Genomic DNA, 19,916 nt, shown 5'->3' with positions numbered 1-19,916 from the left:
GATAGATCGTGGCTCGCATCCGCTCTGAGTCCCGCAGCGAACTGGACCTCGTCGCGATCCTCTGCCTTGCGCCGTCGCTGCTCTACGTGTTCGCGATGTTCGTCTACCCGTTCCTCTACGGGATCTACATCAGCTTGCAGCCGAAGAAGCGCGACGCCGGAGTATTCTCGAATTATGTCGCGTTCTTCAACGACGCCTACCAGTACAATACGATCAAGACGACCTTCATGTTGGCGTTGCCGACCACGATCGCGGTCGTGTTGGTTGCGCTGTTCCTCGCATACGGCATGCGGCGTGGCATCTGGTTCGAGCGCACCATCACGACCATTCTCGTGCTTCCGATCTCGCTCGGTGTCGTCTTCCTGTCGGAAGGGATCCTCGGCTTCTACGGCCACAATGGCTGGCTCAACCAGTTGCTGCTTGCGGTCGGATTGATCCAGAACCCGCTCGAGCTGACGCATAATTCGATCGGCGTCATATTCTCGCTGTTCATGCAGAACTTTCCGTTCTGCTTCCTGATGCTGCTCGGTTACATCTCCGGCATCGACCCGAGCCTGGAAAGCTCTGCCCGCATGCTGGGCGCCGGGCCCTGGACCATCTTCCGGCGCGTCATGTTCCCGTTGATCGCACCGGGCCTGATCATCGCGTTTGCCCTCGTCTTCGTGATGAGCTTTGCCGTGTTTCCATCCGCGGTGATGGTTGGCCAGCCGGCCGGTTCGACGCGGACGATCTCGATCGCGGCCTACCAGCAGGCCTTCGAGCAATATGACATGTCCTACGCATCCGCGATCGCGGTCATCATGGGGCTCTGCCAGCTCGCGGCGCTGGTGATCATCGTGCTGGTGCGCCGCCGTATGACGATTGCAACAACCATGGGCGTCGGCAAACGCTGAGGGGAAGCAGATGCGCGGACGGATGTGGAAATTGGCGATCTACCTGTTCCTGCTGGGGTTCATCCTGAACCTGCTCGGAATCGTGACGCATGTCGTGGTGAGCTCGTTCGCCAAACGCTGGTTCGGCAAGCCGTTGCCACCGGCGTTCACGACGGATTGGTTTACCTACGCCTGGCGGGAGTTCGAGCTCTCCCATGTTCTCTTCATCACGCTGTTCATCGCGCTGGCCGTGGTCTTCATCGCGCTCGCGATCGGATTTCCGGCGGCCTACGTGCTCGCGCGGCGGAATTTCAACGCCAAGCCGGTGCTGCTGCTGCTCTACTTCCTGCCGCTACTGATCCCTCAGATGACCTACGGAATTCCGCTTGCCACGACGCTTTATGGGTTTGGTGTCGGCGGCACGGTCATTGGCGTCATTCTCGCCGTGCTCGTCCCCATGGTTCCTCTTGCCGTCTTCATCCTGTTGCCGTTCTTCGAGCAGATCAGCTTGAACCTTGAATGGTCGGCCCAGATGCTCGGCGCGAGCCGGCTGCAGATATTCCGCCGCATCCTGTTGCCGCTGATGCTGCCTGGCATTTTGACAGCGGGCCTGCTGGTGCTCGTGAATACGATCTCGAACTTCGAGCTGGCGTTTCTGCTTGCGGGCGGGGGATCACAGACCCTGGTCGTGGCGCTGTATTACAACGTCTTTGCTGGCGGTGTGCGGCCGGTCTATTCGATCGACGCGATGGCTGTCATCTACATGTGCACCGTCATGGCCGTGCTGCTGGTCGCATTGCGGTTCGTGCGTCCGACGCAGATGGTGTTCAGGCTCGACGGCAGGCGCAACTGACGCATTCACGGCCCCTGAAATGATTTCGGCGCCCCACACCGTGGAGCGCCGAGCTTGTTTGGCTGATCGTCGGCCTTACGGCAGCTTCAGCGACGTCTCCGCATTGTACGGCTTCAGCGTCTCGTCGGCGGCCTTCTGGGCGGCGATCAGCGCCTCCTTCGGCTGCTTCTTGCCGTTGAGGACCAGCATCACCTCGTCCTCGAGGTTCTTGCGGACCGGGACGGTCTTGTAGGTCGCGAACCACGGCTTGGCGACGTCGAGCTGCTCGACGGCGGTCTTGGCGTCCGGGTTCTTGTTGAGGAAGTCGACCATGTCGGGCGTCTTGTAGGCCGCCATGTTCGGCGCGAAATAGCCGGTGGCGCGGCTCCACCAGGCGCTCTTCTCGGGCGAGGTCATCCACTTGATCAGGGTCCAGGCGGCCTTCTGCTTCTCGGCTTCGAGACCCGCCGGAACGATCAGCGAGGCGCCGCCGATCGGCACGGCGTTGCGGACGTTGCGCGGGATGAACGCGACCTTGTAGTTGAACTTGGCGTTGTCGCGCACATAGGTCAGCGAGCCCGTCGAGAGCATCATCATCGCGGCATTGCCGGAGATGAAGGAGGTGCTGACGGCAGGTCCCGGCGTCGCGCCGGGCGCATGAACCTTGTGCTTGTAGACGAGGTCGTTCCACCAGGTCAGCGCGCCCAGCATCGAGGGCGTGTCGTAATAGACCTCGCCGCCGAACTCCTCATTGTAGTAGCGCCCGCCATTGGTCATGGTGAGCGTTTCCATCATCCAGCCGCAATAGTCATAGGCGCAGGGGATCGCGATGCCCCATTGGGTCACCTTGTCGCCTTCGCGCTTGGTGAGCTTCTTGGCCCAGTCGGTGAGCTCGGCCCAGGTCTGCGGCGGCTTGTTCGGATCGAGGCCGGCTTCCTTGGCCTTGTCGGCGTTGATGTAGAGCAGCGGCGTCGAATTGTGGAAGGGCACACCGTAGACCGAGCGGTTGATCACCGCGTTGCCCTGCAGCGCCGGGAAGAACTGGCCGAGAAACTGGTCCTTGGTGGTGCCGTCGGCGGCGATCAGGGGATCGAGATTGGTGAGCTCGTTCTCGATCTGCATGTCGAGCAGGAAGTTCGCCGACATGATCACGGCGGACGGCGGCTTGCCGGCCTTGATCGCCGCGCGCGTCTTGATCAGCGTGTCGTCGTAGGAGCCGGTGTAGACGGCGGTCGCCTTGATGGCGGGATGGGTCTCGTTGAACTCCTTGATCAAGGTGCCCATGTCGCGGGCGAGCTTGCCGTCGACGGGAACGGGGAAGAACAGGTCGATCTCGGTCGGGCCTTCGGCCATCGCCGGGACGGCGAGGGCGCCGGCCATAGAGCCTGCCATGGCAAGGCCAAGCATGAGCCTGCGGGTAAACAGCATCGAAAAATCTCCTATTTGATGCCTGAGGTGACGAAAGAGCTGATGAAGCGCTTCTGGAAGATCAGGAAGGTGATGAGTAGCGGCGCGATCACCATCAGCGTGCCGGCGGCAATCGTGCCCCAGGCCTGCGTGCCTTCGGCGGTCGCGGTGAAGACGGACAGACCGACCGTGAGCGGCCGCTTGTCCGGCGAATTGATCACCATCAGCGGCCACAGGAAGTCGTTCCAGTGGCTGGTGACGGAGATGATGGCGAAGGCCGAGAAGCTCGGCATCGACAACGGCACGTAGATGTGGCGGATGCGCTGGAGAAGGCTGGCGCCGTCGATCAGGGCGGCGTCTTCCAGCTCGGGCGGAATCGCTTCAAAAGCCTGCCGCATCAGGAAGGTGCCGAAGGCCGAGGCGAAGAACGGCATCATCACGCCTGCGAGCGTGTCGTAGAGCCCGAGCTGCGCCACCAGGCTCAAATTCGGCACGATCAGCAGCACCGGCACCAGCATCAGCTGCATCAGGAACAAATAGAAGATCAGCGTCTTGCCGGCGAATTCGAGCCGGGCAAAGGCAAAGCCCGCCAGCGTGATCGTGACGAACTGCACCAGCAGGATGCCGGTGCAGATGATCGTGGTATTGAGGGTGTAGCGCGGGAAATCGCCGATCTCCCAGGCGTCCTTGATATTGTCGAGCGTGGGCTTGAGGTTCGGGATCAGCTCGGCCATCGCGTTGATGCCGTCGGACGCCGGGCGCAGCGTCGCCACGCCCATCCACAGGAACGGGATCAGCCAGACGATGGCGAGCAAGATCGTCAACACGAAGCCGAGCTTGGGCGTGATCTCGCGGCGGGTGGCGAGCGGGGCATCCTTGAACAGGCGGTCGATCAGCGTCATGGCCCGCCCTCGCGGTTTGCCATCGTCCGGAAGGAGAGCGCGGTGAGGCCCATCAGCGCCGCAAGCGTCAGCAGCGTCGCCGCCGAGGCCTTGCCGATGTCGTAATGCTCGACCGCCTGCTGGTAGATGTAGAAAAGCACGAGATTGGTCGAGTTCGACGGACCGCCCTTGGTCATGACGAAGACGTGGTCGACCTGCGTGACGGCGTTGAGCGTGGCGATGACGATGACGAACAGGAAGGTGGGCTTGAGCTCAGGCAGGATAATGTAGCGCAGCCGCATGAACGGGCCGGCGCCATCGAGATGCGCGGCTTCCATGACATCCTCGGGCACGGCCTGGAGGCCGGCGAGGAAGAACAGCATGTAGTAGCCGGCGTTCTTCCAGATGGTGATCACCATGATCGCAGCGAGCGCGATGTCGGGGTCGCCGAGCCAGTTCGGCACGACCGGAAGCAGGCGTCCGATGTAATAGTCGAGCAGGCCGACATTGGGCAGGAAGATGAATAGGAACAGCGCGGAGGCCGCGACCATCGGGATCAGCACCGGCAGGAACAGCGCCGCGCGCAGCGCGCTGCTCACTGCATTGGTGCGCGACAGCGCCAGCGCGAACAACAACGCAAGCCCGATGCTCGGGATCGCCGTGCCGATGGCGTAGACGAGATTGTTGACGACCGCGCCAGTGAAGGCGGGATCGGCTAGCACCGCACTGACATTGTCGAGGCCGACGAAGCGGACCGGCGCCTTCGGCGTGGCGCGCTGGTAGAGCGCGTCGATGAGTACGCGCCCCATCGCGCCGTAGGTGAACAGCGCGAGGAAGACCAGCGAGGGCAACAGCAGCAGATAGGCGGGTAGCGAGGCTTTGAATCGGCCAAGAAACAGCTTCAGGACGTGCAGACGCGGTGCCGCCGAAGTCGCGACCGGGAGAGCCGCGGGTTCAGCGAGGCTCATCTCATCGCGCCGGGAAATTGAGTGCATAGTCGCGGCCGTCCACTCCCGCCGGGGGCTCGAAGGGGAAGCGCAGACTGGTGTCGAGGAAGTCGTGGCTGTGCACGACCAGGTTCTGATCGTCGATCAGCACCACGCCATAGGCCGGCGGCTCGTGGCTGGCGAGATGGTCGGTAGCTTTGGCATCGAGCTCGAACCAGACCTGGTGGTTGGTGCCGCGCAGCGTCGAGAACGGGATCTTGCCGTAGCTGCCGAAGATCGGCCGGTGCACGTGGCCGAAGAAGAGATGGCGGATGCGCGCGCGATAGGGCGCGATCACCTCGGCGAACTCCGCGCTCTGCGCCAGTGCGATCTCGTCCATCGCGTGGACGCCGACCGGGAAGGGCGGATGATGCATGAAGACGACGAACGGCATGTCGGCGGGCGCGGCCGCCAGCGTGCTCGCGAGCCAGCCGAGGCGCTTGGCGCACATCTCGCCGGCGTGGCTGGTCTCGTCCAGCGTGTCCAGGAACACGAACAGGCCGTGCTCGGTGGTGCGGGTGCCCTGGACGAAGCCGTTCGGGTCGCGCGGCGCGGCCTTCAGGCCGTCGAGGCAGGCCACGCGCTTGTCGTGATTGCCGACCATGGCAATGTACGGGATCTTCAGCGCGGCCATCGCCTCGGCGAAATTGGCGTAGGATTCAGGCTCGCCCCAATGGGTGAGGTCGCCGGTCACGACCGCGAAGGCGGCATCGGACTGGTGCTTGTTGATGTCGGCAACCGCCGCGTCCAGCCGGGCGCGCGGATCGAGGCCATAGAGCTTCAGTCCGGGGTTCGCGAGATGCGTGTCGGTGATGTGGATGAATTTGAAGGGCATGGCTCGTCAGGACTGTTGGAGGGTGGGCGCCTCCGGCAGGACGACCCTGACAGGCCGTTAGAGCGCGAGTGTTTCAGTTTGATGACAGCGGTTCCCACGCGCTCCGAATTCCACAGGGAGCGAGGGGGCCGAGTCGCAGGCTGCATGAAAATTTCGAAAACAACCCCATGCACAGTAGCCGGTGGTTGCCGAAACAATGGCTTACGCGTCTTTCGATAAAAGTTGACCCGTCGGGCAAAACAGGGGCATATTGCCAATATCGGAAAATCCGCAGAGTGAGCCGTGGCGACCCGGCGATGGGCGGCTCGATGCAAGTGCGTAGGATGGGTAGAGCGAAGCGAAACCCATCGCTACCACGCGCGGAAAGAGGATAGGTTTCGCTTCGCTCTACCCATCCTACGAAGAGATCGAGCTCAGGCGCTCAATCTCAGAAATCAGCCTCGGAATATCTTGGCGTGCGTGAGGGATGAAGTCCTGATCCGCATCCGTAAGATATCCTTGCCTCGGTCTGGATGAAATCAGATCTGCTGATTTTCTCGCGGGCCTCGATGAACGACTTCCAAGGACCGGGGGTGGCTCGCACCGCGAGTTGATTGCTTCGATATCTTCGTCAGTCAGAGGAGGCAGCACGGTCAGTAATCCAGAAGAGATTACGTCCCGCAGAACGTCTGCAACACCCGCTGGTCCGGCAGCGGCGGATCGGCGTAGGCAGCATAGTCCGGCTGGTCCTCGAACGGCTTGGCCAGCACCTTCACCAATTCCTCGAACGGCGCGTAGTCGTCGTTGTTGACGGCCGCCTGGATCACGGCCTCGACGCGGTGGTTGCGCGGGATGAAGATCGGGTTGACGGCGTGCATGGCGGCCTGCCGCTCCGCCGCGGTCTGCCGCTCCATGGCGATACGTTCGCGCCAGCGTCCGGCCCATTCGTCGAAGGCTGCGGGCTCAATGAACTGCGCGCGCACATCGGCGCCGTCATCACGTGCGGCGTCGCCGAGCTTGCGGAAGGTGAGGGTGAAATCAGCCTGGTTCTTTGCCATGGCATCGAGCAGGTCCTGGATCAGCGCCTCGTCGCCGTCGCGTTCCGTGAACAGGCCGACCTTCTTGCGCAGGCCTGCTTGATAGGCATTGCTGAACGTCTCGGCGAACGCGCCGAGAATGTCCTGGGCTTCGGCGACTGCCTTTTCCTGGTCGTCGGAGAATAGCGGCAGCAGGCATTCGGCGAGCCGGGTCAGATTCCACAGCGCGATGCGTGGCTGGTTGGCATAGGCGTAGCGGCCCATCTCGTCGATCGACGAAAATACCTGCGCGGGGTTGTAGGCGTCCATGAAGGCGCAGGGGCCGTAATCGATGGTCTCGCCGGAGATGGAGCTGTTGTCGGTGTTCATCACCCCGTGGATGAAGCCGACCAGCAGCCAGCGCGCGATGAGATCGGCCTGGCGCGCGACGACGCCGGCGAGCAGCGCGTGATAGGGGCGCTCGGCATGGAGCAGGTCCGGATAGTGGCGGGCGATGACGTGGTCGGCGAGCCGGCGGATCGCGCCGGTGTCGCGGCGGACGGCGAAGAACTGGAAGGTGCCGACGCGGATGTGGCTCGCGGCGACGCGCGTCAGCACCGCGCCAGGCAGCACGGTCTCGCGCATGACGTGCTCGCCGGTGACGACGGCGGCGAGCGAGCGCGTGGTCGGGATGCCGAGCGCGAACATGGCTTCGCTGACGATGTATTCGCGCAGCACTGGGCCGAGCGCGGCGCGGCCGTCGCCGCGGCGGGAGAACGGGGTGGGACCCGAGCCCTTGAGCTGGATGTCGCGGCGGACGCCGTCTCTGTCGATGACCTCGCCGAGCAGGATCGCCCGGCCGTCACCGAGCTGGGGCACGAATTGCCCGAACTGGTGGCCGGCATAGGCCATGGCGATGGGATCGGCGCCGGCGGGAACCGTCTTGCCGGCCAGGATTTCGGCACCCTCAGGGGTCTCCAGCAGATCCGGGTCGAGCCCGAGCTGGATCGCCAGCGGGCGGTTCAGCTTGATCAGCCGGGGGGCGGCCACAGGGGTCGGCGCGACCCGGGCAAAGAAGCTGTCCGGCAGTGCCGAATACGAGTTCTGGAAGGGGAAATGGACGGTCATGGAGGTAAAGATAGGCGGGGAACGCCTGATGGCAAAGGCTTGAGGCCCAATCGGCCAAAAATGGGCGCTTCTGGCCCAAAACAGCCCGTTCCCTTGGTTGCCGCCCCCGGTCTCGTCGGGTAAACCCTGCCGCAACTTCGGACCGGTCGTTTCAGGCCGTCCGATTCGCTTCCTTCCGACATTGATTTTGGGACGACCATGCATCGCTACCGGTCACATACATGCGGCGCGCTCCGCGAGAGCAACATCGGCGAAACAGTTCGCCTCTCGGGCTGGGTCCATCGCGTTCGCGACCATGGCGGCGTGCTGTTCATCGACCTGCGCGACCATTACGGCCTGACCCAGTGCGTGGTCGATCCGGACTCGCCGGCGTTCGCGCTGGCCGAAAAGCTGCGCTCGGAGTTCGTGGTCAAGATGGACGGCAAGGTCCGCCGCCGCCCCGAGGGGACCGACAATGACGATCTGCCGACCGGCAAGATCGAGATCTATGTCAGCGAGATCGAGGTGCTCGGTCCGGCCGGCGACCTGCCACTGCCGGTGTTCGGCGACCAGGACTATCCCGAAGACATCCGCCTGAAGTACCGCTTCCTCGATTTGCGCCGCGAAAAGCTGCACCAGAACATCATGACGCGCGTCGACATCATCAAGTCGATGCGTCGGCGCATGGAGGGGCAGGGGTTCTTCGAGTTCAACACCCCGATCCTGACCGCGTCTTCGCCGGAAGGCGCGCGCGACTTCCTGGTGCCGTCGCGCATCCACCCCGGCAAGTTCTATGCGCTGCCGCAGGCGCCGCAGCAGTACAAGCAGCTGCTGATGATGTCGGGCTTCGACCGCTACTTCCAGATCGCGCCCTGCTTCCGCGACGAGGACCCGCGCGCCGACCGTCTGCCGGGCGAGTTCTACCAGCTCGACGTCGAGATGAGCTTCGTCACGCAGGAAGACGTCTTCGCGGCGATGGAGCCCGTGATCACCGGCGTGTTCGAGGAGTTCGCCAAGGGCAAGCCGGTGAGCAAGAACTGGCGCCGCATCCCGTTCGCCGAGGCGCTGCGCAAATACGGCAGCGACAAGCCGGACCTGCGCAACCCGATCGAGATGCAGGACGTCTCCGAGCATTTCCGCGGCTCCGGCTTCAAGGTCTTCGCGCGCATGCTCGAAGATCCCAAGAACCAGGTCTGGGCGATCCCGGCACCGGGCGGCGGCAGCCGCGCCTTCTGCGACCGTATGAACTCGTGGGCGCAGGGTGAAGGCCAACCCGGCCTCGGCTACATCATGTGGCGCGAGGGCGGCGAGGGTGCCGGTCCGCTTGCCAACAACATCGGGCCTGAGCGCACCGCTGCGATCCGCGCGCAGATCGGCGTCAAGGAAGGTGATGCCGCCTTCTTCGTCGCCGGCGACCCCGACAAGTTCTGGAAATTCTCAGGTCTCGCCCGCAACAAGGTCGGCGAGGAACTGAATCTCACCGACAAGGAGCGGTTCGAGCTCGCCTGGATCGTCGACTTCCCGATGTACGAGTACAACGAGGACGACAAGAAGGTCGACTTCTCGCACAACCCGTTCTCGATGCCGCAGGGCGGTCTCGACGCGCTGAAGGGCCAGGACCCGCTGACCATCAAGGCGTTCCAGTACGACATCACCTGCAACGGCTACGAGATCGCCTCGGGCGGCATCCGCAACCACGTGCCGGAAGCGATGGTGAAGGCGTTCGAGATCGCAGGTTACGGCGAGCAGGAAGTGGTCGACCGGTTCGGCGGCATGTACCGCGCCTTCCAGTACGGCGCGCCGCCGCATGGCGGCATGGCCGCGGGCGTCGACCGCATCGTGATGCTTCTATGCGGCACCAACAATCTGCGCGAGATCTCGCTGTTCCCGATGAACCAGCAGGCCATGGATCTGCTGATGGGTGCACCGTCGGAGCCCAGCACCAAGCAGCTCCGCGAGCTGCATGTGCGGGTGAACCTGCCGCAGAAGTGAGTGCTACGCCTCTCCTCGCATGCGAGGAGAGGCCGCATTGCATCCACATCGTCATTGCGAGCGCAGCGAAGCAATCCAGAATCTTTCCGCGGAGGGACTCTGGATTGCTTCGCTGCGCTCGCAATGACGCGGAGGGATTGTCGCCAGCCCAGCCGCCATCCCGCGCGCAGAGCTAGTCCTAGAGCCCCGTCGACGCTTCGATTCTGAACTGCGCGAGCGCCACGATCGGCTCGCGGTTCAGCGCGTCCATCAATTGCATCACCGGCACCTTGCCGAGCGGCGTGAGCTTGATGGTGAGCGTCTGACCTGAGGTCTCGACGAAACCGGCGAGTGCATCGACCGCCGCTTTGGCATCGAGATTGGTGGCGGTGACCTTCTCGCCCTGCGCCCGGATCATCTCGGCGATGGCGCTGCGCGCGGCATCGCGGCTGACATTCTGCATGCGCGAGAACTGGGCCACGACGAGATCGACGACGCCGCTGTCGCGCAGGGAGAGCTCGAGTGCGCCGGTCTCGACCTGCGCCATCTCGCTCATAGCCTCCATCGGGTCGGTCGTGGTGAACAGGCCGCGCGGCACATTGGCGAGCGCGAAGCGGACCTGAGCTTTGGCAAGGTTGCCGAGATCGATGGTGGCGGGCGCAAGCGCAAACGCGCCCGACGACTCCGTCCAGGCGGCACCGAGATCGAGGTCGATCGCGAGCTTGTCCACGCCCGCCATGATCAGCGGCCGCTGCGCCGGATTGGAGGGATCGGTCGGCGTGACCATCTTCACGACCAGATTGGCCTTGCTCGGGATCGATCCGACCAGCTGGCCCCAGTTCAGGCTAATCGTGTCGATGGTGATGAGTTGCCGCGTGTTCTTGTAGGGCGAGACCACGCCCTTGATTTCGGCACCGTCGAGCACCCGGAACAGGCCCAGCATCTGATCGGGCGAGGGCGCCTGGCCGGGATTGGCGAGGCCGGTTGCCCAGCGCATCAGATTTGCCACGCTGAAGGATTTCAGCGCGAAGCGCTCCATCTTGAACTGCCCTTGCGGCGCCGGCGTATCGACGCCCTCGATGGCGAACTCGCCTTCGCGGTACCTGATCGCGTTGACCTTCCCGGTCCCCTGCGGCGTGCCGATCGAAATCTTGCCGATCTCGGCCTTGCCGATGCGAAGACCCTCGTAGACTCCGGCGACCTTCTCCAGCATCTCGCGCGACTGTGCAGGTGTCGGAATAGCGGATTGATCTTGCGGTAGCGCGGCAAAGAGCTCGGCCAGCCGGAATTTCGACGGCTGCACGTCGATATTCTCCATCACGAAGCCGTCGACATCGACACGCAACCCCTGGGCCGATTTGAACGCGTAGGGGCCGGCCGAGACTTGCCGGTAGACGCGGCGATAGGTCTCGTCGCTGCTTGTCTGCGGATCGAGTGCGGCGATGATCGCGGTCGCATCGAAGTCATTGACGATGACGTTCGCGAGCTCGCCGGTGAGCTTGTCCGGTCTGCCCGGCTGCTTCACCTCGACCGAAATGGCAGCGCGGTCCGCCTTTATCGCATCGACCTTGCCTTGCTTCAGGTTCTGAACCGCCAGTCCGGAATAGGTGATCTCGCCGCTGCCGCCGGGACCGCTGCCGGAGTCAAAGCTCATCGTGAGCGTCGGCGCCGTGAGCGAGGACGCCGCGACGCTCGCGTATTGACCGAGTACGTAGCGGTAGAGGTCGATCAGGGAGCCGTTCGCCGGCGCAGTCCCGATGTGAACGGGGCCGGCATAGTCGCGCATTGTCAGTTGTGGGATCTTGTAGGATGCCTTCACCTTGGCAGGGCCGACTTGGTCCAGCGCGACATCGAGGCCGGTGATGTCGATGCTGTCGGCCGAAAACCTGGTGTCGTCGATCTGGCGAACGCCGATGCCCTTGATGCCGGTGATCTTGACCTGCGCTTGCGACTGGCTGCCGGGCGTGACCGCGATGTCCTCGATGGTCAGCGTCCGGCTCATCAGGTCGAATTCGACCTTGCCGTGGCTCGCCTTGCCGCCACTGGCGCGGATCTGCTCGAAGGCCGTCTCGACCTCGGCGGTGGCGCGGTGCTTGGCGTAGAGGTTGAAGCCGAACCATCCGCCCGCGGCAAGCACCGCTGCCACGATCAGGCCGATCAGGATCCGCTTCATTCCCAGCTCCAGTTGCTCGTTTTGCACTGCGCAACCTGCCATATTCGGGAAATGCCGCGCGGTCTAGGGAAAGCTAGCGCTATCAGATATTTGACCATGCGCCCTGTTGATGGGGCCGCAATCGGATGTTGCCACCGGGGCGCCCGCCGTGCTTCATCCCGTTTCCATGACCCGGAAATACCGTCCGCTTGGGCGGCGGCTCCGGATGAGGCATTTTGAGGCCGGTAACGCGAGGCGAGACACCGCATGTCGTCTTTTTCTGATGATCTCCACCAGGCGGCGCTGGCCTATCACCGTCTGCCGCGCCCCGGAAAGCTCGAGATCCAGGCGAGCAAGCCGCTCGCCAACCAGCGCGACCTCGCGCTTGCCTATTCTCCGGGCGTTGCCGCCGCCTGCACCGAGATCGCCAAGAACCCGGCGGAGGCCGCCACGCTCACCACCCGCGCCAATCTGGTCGCGGTGGTCTCGAACGGCACCGCGGTGCTCGGCCTCGGCAATATCGGCCCGCTGGCCTCCAAGCCGGTGATGGAGGGCAAGGCGGTCCTCTTCAAGAAGTTCGCCGGTATCGACGTGTTCGACATCGAGATCGCCGCCGACACCATCGAGCGCGTGGTCGAGACTGTGGCCGCGCTCGAGCCGACCTTCGGCGGCATCAATCTCGAGGACATCCGCGGACCGGAATGCTTCGAGATCGAGGCGCAGCTGAAGGAGCGCATGAAGATCCCGGTCTTCCATGACGATCAGCACGGCACCGCCATCATCGTCGCCGCCGCCATCACCAATGGCCTCCGGCTGAACGGCAAGAAGCTGTCCGACGTCAAGATCGTGGCGTCGGGGGCAGGGGCCGCCGCGATCGCGACGCTCAACCTCCTGGTGTCGATGGGCGCGCAGCGCAAGAACATCTGGGTCTGCGACATCGACGGCCTCGTGCATGAGGGCCGCAACACCACGATGGACCGCTGGAAGGCGGTCTACGCGCAGAAGACCGACAAGCGTACGCTGGGCGACGTCATCGGCGGCGCCGACATCTTCATCGGTCTCTCGGCACCCGGCGTGCTCAAGCCGGAGATGGCCAAGGCGATGGGCGACAAGCCCCTGATCATGGCGCTCGCCAATCCGACCCCGGAGATCATGCCGGAGGAGGCGCGAAAGGTGCGTCCCGACGCCATGATCTGCACCGGCCGCTCCGACTATCCGAACCAGGTCAACAACGTCCTCTGCTTCCCCTTCATCTTCCGCGGCGCGCTCGACGTCGGCGCCAGCGCCATCAACGAGGAGATGAAGCACGCCGCCGTCGAGGCCATCGCGCAGCTCGCGCGCGAGGCGCCTTCGGATGCGGTGGCGCAAGGCTTTGACACCGGCGAAACGCAGGGCTTTGGCCCGGGCTCGCTGATCCCGAGCCCCTTTGATCCCAGGTTGATTCTGCGCATCGCGCCCGCCGTCGCCAAGGCGGCAATTGAGTCGGGCGTCGCGACGCGCCCCATCACCAACTTTGACGAATACACCGCGCTGCTCGAGCGCTTCGCCTTCCGCTCCGGCCTCGTCATGAAGCCGATGTTCGCCAAGGCCAAGACCCAGCCGGTGCGGGTGATCTACGCCGAGGGCGAGGACGAGCGCGTGCTGCGCGCCACGCAAGTGGTGCTGGAGGAGAAGCTGGCGACGCCGATCCTGGTCGGGCGTCCGTCGGTCGTCGAGGCGCGCATCAAGCGCTTCGGCCTGTCGATCAAGGCAGGCAAGGATTTCGACCTCGTCAATCCCGAGGACGATCCGCGCTATCGCTCCTATGTGCAATCCTATGTCGAGGTCGCCGGCCGTCGCGGCGTGACGCCGGATGCGGCGCGCACGGTGGTGCGCACCAACAACACGGTGATCGCCGCGCTCGCGGTCACGCGCGGGGAGGCGGATGCCATGCTCTGCGGCGTCGAAGGCCGCTACATGCACCACCTCCGCCATGTCCGCGAGATCATCGGCTTCTCCGCGGGGATCATCGACTATGCGGCGCTGGCGCTGCTGATCACCAGCAAGGGCGCCTTCTTCATCGCCGACACGCAAGTTCGGCCCAATCCGAGCGCCGAGGAGCTCGCCGAGATCGCCTCGCTGGCTGCGGTCCACGTCCAGCGATTCAACATCAAGCCGAAGATCGCCTTCGTCTCGCACTCGGATTTCGGCAGCTACGACACCGAGTCTTCGCGCAAGATGCGCCGGGCGACCCAGCTGTTGAAGGAGAAGCATCCGGAGATCGAGGCCGACGGCGAGATGCAGGGCGACACTGCGCTTTCAGCTGCTGCGCGGAAAATGGTGCTGCCGCACTCCAAGCTCGAGGGCGAGGCCAACATCATGATCATGCCGAGCCTCGACACCGCCAACGTCGCGTATCAGATGATCAAGTCGCTGGCGGATGCGCTCCCCGTCGGCCCGATCCTGATCGGCCCGGCGCGCCCCGCCCATATCCTGACGCCCTCGGTGACGGCGCGAGGCATCCTCAACATGACCGCAGTTGCGGTCGTGGAAGCGCAGGAGCGCGCTGCACGGCAGCAGCCGACGCTGTTTACGTAGGGGCGAGCTCTAGCCGCTCGAAAGGTCTGATCCCTTCTCCCCTTGCGGGAGAAGGTGGCGCGAAGCTCCGGATGAGGGGTATCTCTCTGCGAGTCGAGATCGCGAGAGTTGCCCGTGCCGATAGTGACCCCTCACCTGTCTCGCCGCGATGCGGCGATGCACTCTCTGCCGCAAGGGGAGAGGGGAAGTCGCCTGTGCCGCCAACTTTGAATTGCTCGCAATTCGCCATTTCCCCGTTTGTAAACCGGCGCACGACTCTTCATAATCGCCCGGTACTCTCGTCGAGACGCCTTTTTCAAAAAGCCTGAGCCAAGAGGCCGATCATGCCAGCGTTCGTGACTTTCGGACGAATCCTGTTCGCCGTGCTGTTCATCTACACGGGCGCGACCAAGCTCTTTGCCCTCCAGCCGACGGCCGATTTCATCGCCACCAAGGTGGTGGTGCCTGATGTCATCGAGCCTTACGCCAAGCAGATCGAGACGGCGACCGCCATGACCACGCCGCAACTGCTGGCGATCGCGGTCGGCGGGCTCGAGATCATTGCAGGCCTGATGATTGCGCTGAACTTCGGCGCGCGCTTTTTCGCATTGCTCATGATCATCTACATCGCGGGCTCGACCGTCCTGTTCTCCGATTTCTGGAATCAGGCCGCGCCCGACAACGCCAAGGTGGTGGTCGATGCGCTGAAGAATCTCTCGATCATCGGCGCGCTGTTCATGATCATGGGCTATGGCCGCGCTACGCGCTCGGCCGAGACGGCCTACGGGGACGTGTAAAGCGAGTTGATGGCTCGTCCGTTTGCGACGCGTGCATGAACCATCATTCACAGATTATGGTTTTGAGATCACAGCGGTTCCACAGAATCCCAGCCGCTGCGGAGGCGCGACCTTCGGTGGCGGCTTCGAGCGTTTTTTAACCGACGGCATCTCCGCCCGCGCCGAATATCGCGTCACGCATCTCGGGGCGCGAGACGATCTGGCGTCTGATTTCATGACCAGCTTGAGCGCGGGCGGCATGGTGCACACGCTGCGCGGCGTGCTGGCCTATCACCTTCCAACACCGTAGCGCAGATCGCCTGTGCTAGACCCGACGCCACGGCGTCACCGTGACGTGATGCGCCGCGTCGAGCAGGTACGGTGCCCCCGGTTTCATCCCGTGTGACGCCAGCACCTCATGCGGCGTCCGCTCCGGCACGCCGACGAAACAGCCTTCGCCGCCGGGCAGCCGCACGTGCGGGGCTTCCGACAGCCAGAACGTGTCGTAGCGGTCCATGAACATGTCGAACACGACGGGGCCGCCGATGATTGCGACCGTGCCGGAGGCGACGTCGGCGAAAGCGCAGGCCTCCTCGAAGCTCGCATGCTCGGGATTCCACAGCGCCGCGTTCGGGATCTCCGGGTCGACGGTGAGCGCCTTGATCTTGCGGGTGAGGATCAGCCGCTTGCGCTTCGGCGAATTCGGCTGCTGCTCGTGCGAGTGCCCGCCGTGCACGATGATCGCGGCACGATCCAGCGCCTGCTCGAAGAACCGCTTGTCGCCTTCGAACACCAGCGTTGGGGGCATGATGTGCGACGGATCGGCAAGCATGCCGTCCGCCGATATGATGACGTAACCTTCAAACCGGAAAGACAATTGCGGTCTATTCCGAGACCGTCGTCACGACGCTGTTGACCGGGCGCGTGCTCACCGTCGGCAGCTTGACGTCCTTGAGCAGCTCCTGGTCGTATTCCGGCAGCGTCGAGGCCGGGAATTTGGCGCGCATCGCCACCACCTTGTAGCCGCCGGCCTTCAGGCGCTTGAGCAACTCGGGCAGGGCTTCCGCCGTGTGCTTCTGGAAGTCGTGCATCAGGATGATGCCCTTGCCCTTGGTGTCGAGCTTCTTCATGACGGTCTCGATCACCTTCTCGGGCTTCGACGCCTTGAAGTCGAAGGAGTCGATGTCGCAGGAGAAGATCGCGATGTTGCGGTTGCCGAGATAGGTGACCATCTCAGGCGGGTGCTGGAGCGCCGGGAAGCGGAAGAACGGCGAGGGCGAGATGCCGCCGAGCGCCCACTTCACCGCCGAGAATCCCTTCTCGATCTCTTCCTTGCGCTGCGCTTCCGTGAGCTTCTTGTTGTTGAGGTTGGCGTGCGACCAGGTGTGGGCACCGACGGTGTGGCCGGCCGCATAGACCTGCTTCAGTATCTCCGGCTCATAGGTCGCGTGCTTGCCGATCGAGAAGAAGATGCCGGTGGTGCATTCGTCGGCGAGCGCCTTCAGCACGGCGGGCGTGTTCTTCGGCCAGGGGCCGTCGTCGAAGGTCAGCACGACCTCCTTGTCGCGTAGGAAGTCGAGCTCCTTGAAATGCTCGAAGCCGAAGCCCGGGCCACCCGTGGTGTCGATCTCCACCGTGCGGGCGACCCCGAGCGCGCCGGGCGTGTTGCAGGCCGCGCGGGCGGGCTGGGGCGCCTGTTTCGGCGGGGGCGGGAAGGCCGCTTGCGTCGGCGCAGCGGCTGCCGCCGCGGGAGCGGGCGCCGGTGCCGCGGCGGGGGCTGCAGCCGGTGCCGCCTGGGTGGCGGCTGCGGGCTTTGCGGCCGGGGTCTGCGACCACGCTGCGCCTGCCATCGCAACCGACATCGCGCTTGCCAAAATCAGTCCTGCCGCCACACGCATGGTGTTGTCCTCGAGATTGATCCCGTTGTTCCGCCGCAGCTTTTCGCCTCTGGCAAAACCATCCTGCCCCTTGATCGTCCTAGCCTAGATGGTGGGCCCTCGTCATTGCAACGGCTGTTTGGCACCCCGCCACAATTGTGCCCAACCGGATGGGGCTGCGGGTGTCAGCTGTCGGCCAGCGCCTTCGCAATCGCCGTCTTGACCCGCGTATCCGTCGGATCGACCGCAGACGGATACACCTCGGCAATGTAGCCGTCGCGCCCGATCAGGTATTTGTGGAAGTTCCAGCGCGGGACGTCGCGGGGGCGCGCCTCGGCCGCCCATTTGTAGAACGGATGCGCCTTGGCGCCGACCACCACGGCCTTGGCCGCGATCGGGAAGGTAACGCCGTATTGGTGGTGCGCGGTCTCCGTGATCTCGCTGGTGCCGCCGGGCTCCTGGCCACCGAAATCGTTGGAGGGCACACCGATTACGGTGAGCCCGCGCTCGCGAAACTCGCTCCAGATTTCCTGCAGGCCGGCATATTGCGGAGTGTAGCCGCAGAGCGAAGCGGTGTTGACGACCAGCAGCGGCTTGCCCGTGAACGCGGCAAGGCGGATGTCGTCGCCTGATAATGCAGGGAAAGAGAAGGCATAGGCCGAGATCCGGCTCATGCCGCCATCGGCACGGCTACGTCCAGCAGACGCGGTCGTCGCGACAAGCGCGGCGAGCATGGTCCTGCGGTTCAGCATGGCAACGTCCCCCGACGTGATCCGGGACGCACCTTACTGCGTCGGCGCGACGCGCCTGGTCAACACCGCGTTATCGGACGCGATAAGGCGCCACTTCGCTCGAAAGCGCTCTAGTACAGGCGGACGATGAAGTCGGTGCCTTCGCCGGTCTCGCCCTGGTTGATGCCCTGGTCGGAGACGATGATCGAGCCGCCCGATGTTAGCATCTCGTTGATCTTCGCCATGGTGTCCGCCGGGATCGAGATACGGTCGAGTGCCTCGGCCGGGCTGTCCGGCATGACCACGGGCTTGGCTGTGACGGGCTTGGCGGCGACGGGAATCACGGCGGCGCCACGCTGGCGGAGTGTCACGCGGCTGTCATCTTCGCGCGCGGCGGCGCGGGCGGAGACCGGCAGCGATACCACCGACCAACGCAACACGTTGGTGTTGGTCTTGTCGACCTCGGCGGTGAACACGTGGGTGCCGAGCGGCCGGTCGCTCGCAGCGATCGTGACGGGAACCTCGAACAGCGGCGCAAAGTTCTGCCGCACGTAGAGCTTGGAATCCTTGCGGCTGATGAACACCGCGATCTGGCCGGCCCGTTTGGGCGTCTCCGGCTTCGCGGCAGGCGCAGGATCGGCGACGCGGGCCTCGTCCTTCTTGGCGTCGGGCGAGGCGGCGAGCGCCGGTGCGGCAGCGGGCGCATCGGGCTTCTTCGCGGGCTCGGCGGCTTCGGCCTTGGGTGCTTCTGCAGTCTTGGGCGGTTCTGCGGCCTCGACGGGCTTTGCGTCGGTGCTTGCGGGCTTGGCGGCTTCTTCCGACTGCGGCTTGACCGCGTCAGATGCCTCGGCGGTCTTTTCAGACTTGGCCTCAACCTTTTCGGCCGGAGCGGCTGCTTCCTCGCGCGCCGGTGCATTGCCGGTGGTCACATCCGACATCACGGTATGGCCAACCGACGAACGCAGCTCGAGCGCGCTCTCCGCGCTGGCGGTCTTCGTCTCGACGGGTTTCGCTTCGCTGACCTTGGTTGGTGCGGCGCCCTTGTCGGCCTTGTCGCCGACATTGGTCTGCGGCTCCAGGCTGACGGCGGGCTGCGGCGGCACGCGCACCGAGGCGAGCAGGGGATGCGAGAAATTTTGCGGCGACATCTGGCCGGGCGAGACGATCACGCGCGCGCCCATCCTGGTCCAGTTCCACATCTTCACCGCGAACGCCATCGGCATGCGGATGCAACCGTGCGAGGCCGGATAGCCCGGCAGCACGCCGGCATGCATCGCGATGCCGGACCAGGTGATCCGCTGCATGTACGGCATCGGCGCGCCGCTATAGATGTTGGACTGGTGGAATTTGTGCTTCTGGATCACGCTGAACACGCCCATCGGCGTCGAGTGGCCCTTCATGCCTGTCGACACCGGGGATTCCGCGAACACGCCGTTGGTGTCGTAGACCGTCACCTTCTGCCGATCGATCGACACGACGATCACGAGCGGACCTTGCGGCTTGGTGCCGGCTTCCTTCTCGGCGACGACCGCTTTCTTGCCGGCCGTACTGCGCTTCTGAGGCTTCTGCCGGGGAATGTCGGGATAGCGCTCCTGCCGGGTGACGTAGGATCCGTCGGAGTAGTCGCTCCAGTAATAGAACGCCGCGTCCGCCTGGCTGGTCAAGCCAATCGCCCCCGCCGCCGTCAAAATGGCGACCTGCCACAGCCGGACCGGCCTGGCTGAAAAACTGACCCCGTTCACGCTATTCATTCCTCGAATCCACAATCCAACTCAGAAATTAGTCTCGCAAAGGGGATACGCGTTCACTAGCACGGCAGTTCTGCCACCAGCGACTTTTGTCCATGGCGTAGCAAAAAAGCCTCACGGAGCGGTAAACGGCGGCCGTGACGGCTGCCGGTCGTCTTCCTGACCGGCTGTCGCATGCCTACATTGCCGG

Annotated in this window: 16 protein-coding genes; 6 read left to right on the top strand and 10 right to left on the bottom strand. The window is 64.2% G+C overall.

All coding sequences use genetic code 11. From position 1 onward, the window contains the following. Positions 1-8 precede the first annotated feature (8 nt). Both BJ6T_RS27225 and BJ6T_RS27220 read left to right on the top strand, forming a co-directional pair. Complete coding sequence (locus tag BJ6T_RS27225) at positions 9-893, top strand: ABC transporter permease (protein WP_014495742.1); 885 nt, start codon at positions 9-11, stop codon at positions 891-893. Between the two features lie 10 nt (positions 894-903). Further along, complete coding sequence (locus BJ6T_RS27220) at positions 904-1,725, top strand: ABC transporter permease (RefSeq protein WP_014495741.1); 822 nt, start codon at positions 904-906, stop codon at positions 1,723-1,725. 75 nt (positions 1,726-1,800) lie between these two features. Here the strand turns inward: BJ6T_RS27220 and BJ6T_RS27215 are convergent, their stop codons facing one another. The 5 genes from BJ6T_RS27215 to BJ6T_RS27195 form a co-directional block, all read right to left on the bottom strand. After that, on the bottom strand, positions 1,801-3,132 hold the full coding sequence (locus tag BJ6T_RS27215; RefSeq protein ID WP_014495740.1) for an ABC transporter substrate-binding protein: 1,332 nt from the start codon (positions 3,130-3,132) through the stop codon (positions 1,801-1,803). An 11-nt stretch (positions 3,133-3,143) separates the two neighbouring features. Next, positions 3,144-4,013: a carbohydrate ABC transporter permease gene (locus BJ6T_RS27210; RefSeq protein ID WP_014495739.1), complete on the bottom strand. Its 870-nt coding sequence runs from the start codon at positions 4,011-4,013 to the stop codon at positions 3,144-3,146. Continuing rightward, on the bottom strand, positions 4,010-4,960 hold the full coding sequence (locus BJ6T_RS27205) for a carbohydrate ABC transporter permease (RefSeq protein ID WP_014495738.1): 951 nt from the start codon (positions 4,958-4,960) through the stop codon (positions 4,010-4,012). Before BJ6T_RS27205 ends, BJ6T_RS27210 begins: the two co-directional genes overlap by 4 nt. A 1-nt stretch (position 4,961) precedes the next feature. Then, positions 4,962-5,813, bottom strand: coding sequence for a phosphodiesterase (locus BJ6T_RS27200; RefSeq protein WP_014495737.1), 852 nt, complete (start codon positions 5,811-5,813; stop codon positions 4,962-4,964). 650 nt (positions 5,814-6,463) lie between these two features. Continuing rightward, positions 6,464-7,936 (bottom strand): protein adenylyltransferase SelO, encoded by a 1,473-nt coding sequence (locus BJ6T_RS27195; RefSeq protein ID WP_014495736.1) that lies wholly within the window; start codon positions 7,934-7,936, stop codon positions 6,464-6,466. A gap of 198 nt (positions 7,937-8,134) precedes the next feature. Between BJ6T_RS27195 and aspS the strand changes: the two genes are divergently transcribed. Further along, entirely contained in the window at positions 8,135-9,907 is a 1,773-nt protein-coding gene (aspS, locus tag BJ6T_RS27190) for an aspartate--tRNA ligase (protein ID WP_014495735.1), read from the top strand. 178 nt (positions 9,908-10,085) lie between these two features. Here the strand turns inward: aspS and BJ6T_RS27185 are convergent, their stop codons facing one another. Beyond that, positions 10,086-12,059, bottom strand: a complete 1,974-nt coding sequence (locus BJ6T_RS27185) for an aq_1923 C-terminal domain (protein WP_014495734.1) — start codon at positions 12,057-12,059, stop codon at positions 10,086-10,088. Between the two features lie 246 nt (positions 12,060-12,305). On the opposite strand from BJ6T_RS27185, the gene BJ6T_RS27180 reads away from it, so the two are divergent. The 3 genes from BJ6T_RS27180 (at position 12,306) to BJ6T_RS27170 (ending at position 15,680) form a co-directional block, all read left to right on the top strand. Further along, positions 12,306-14,615: an NADP-dependent malic enzyme gene (locus BJ6T_RS27180; protein ID WP_014495733.1), complete on the top strand. Its 2,310-nt coding sequence runs from the start codon at positions 12,306-12,308 to the stop codon at positions 14,613-14,615. Between the two features lie 323 nt (positions 14,616-14,938). Continuing rightward, positions 14,939-15,391 carry a DoxX family protein gene (locus BJ6T_RS27175; RefSeq protein WP_014495732.1) on the top strand — a complete coding sequence of 151 codons (453 nt, stop codon included), beginning with the start codon at positions 14,939-14,941 and terminating at the stop codon, positions 15,389-15,391. Between the two features lie 31 nt (positions 15,392-15,422). Continuing rightward, positions 15,423-15,680 carry an outer membrane protein gene (locus tag BJ6T_RS27170; RefSeq protein ID WP_043900250.1) on the top strand — a complete coding sequence of 86 codons (258 nt, stop codon included), beginning with the start codon at positions 15,423-15,425 and terminating at the stop codon, positions 15,678-15,680. A 15-nt stretch (positions 15,681-15,695) separates the two neighbouring features. Here the strand turns inward: BJ6T_RS27170 and BJ6T_RS27165 are convergent, their stop codons facing one another. The 4 genes from BJ6T_RS27165 to BJ6T_RS27150 all read right to left on the bottom strand — a co-directional run bounded on the left by BJ6T_RS27165 (position 15,696) and on the right by BJ6T_RS27150 (position 19,729). After that, positions 15,696-16,247, bottom strand: coding sequence for a dihydrofolate reductase family protein (locus BJ6T_RS27165; RefSeq protein WP_014495730.1), 552 nt, complete (start codon positions 16,245-16,247; stop codon positions 15,696-15,698). Between the two features lie 7 nt (positions 16,248-16,254). Further along, positions 16,255-17,268, bottom strand: a complete 1,014-nt coding sequence (locus BJ6T_RS27160; protein ID WP_014495729.1) for a polysaccharide deacetylase family protein — start codon at positions 17,266-17,268, stop codon at positions 16,255-16,257. Positions 17,269-17,432: 164 nt separating this feature from the next. Continuing rightward, on the bottom strand, positions 17,433-17,999 hold the full coding sequence (locus tag BJ6T_RS27155) for a glutathione peroxidase (protein WP_014495728.1): 567 nt from the start codon (positions 17,997-17,999) through the stop codon (positions 17,433-17,435). A 110-nt stretch (positions 18,000-18,109) separates the two neighbouring features. After that, a complete protein-coding gene (locus BJ6T_RS27150) occupies positions 18,110-19,729 on the bottom strand; it encodes a L,D-transpeptidase (RefSeq protein ID WP_028169580.1) in 1,620 nt (539 codons plus the stop codon). Positions 19,730-19,916 lie beyond the last annotated feature (187 nt).

It is taken from the genome of Bradyrhizobium japonicum USDA 6, from assembly GCF_000284375.1.
Lineage (GTDB): Bacteria > Pseudomonadota > Alphaproteobacteria > Rhizobiales > Xanthobacteraceae > Bradyrhizobium > Bradyrhizobium japonicum.
The sequence above is the reverse complement of the archived record's forward strand: the minus strand, read 5'-3'. Positions and strand labels throughout refer to the sequence as shown.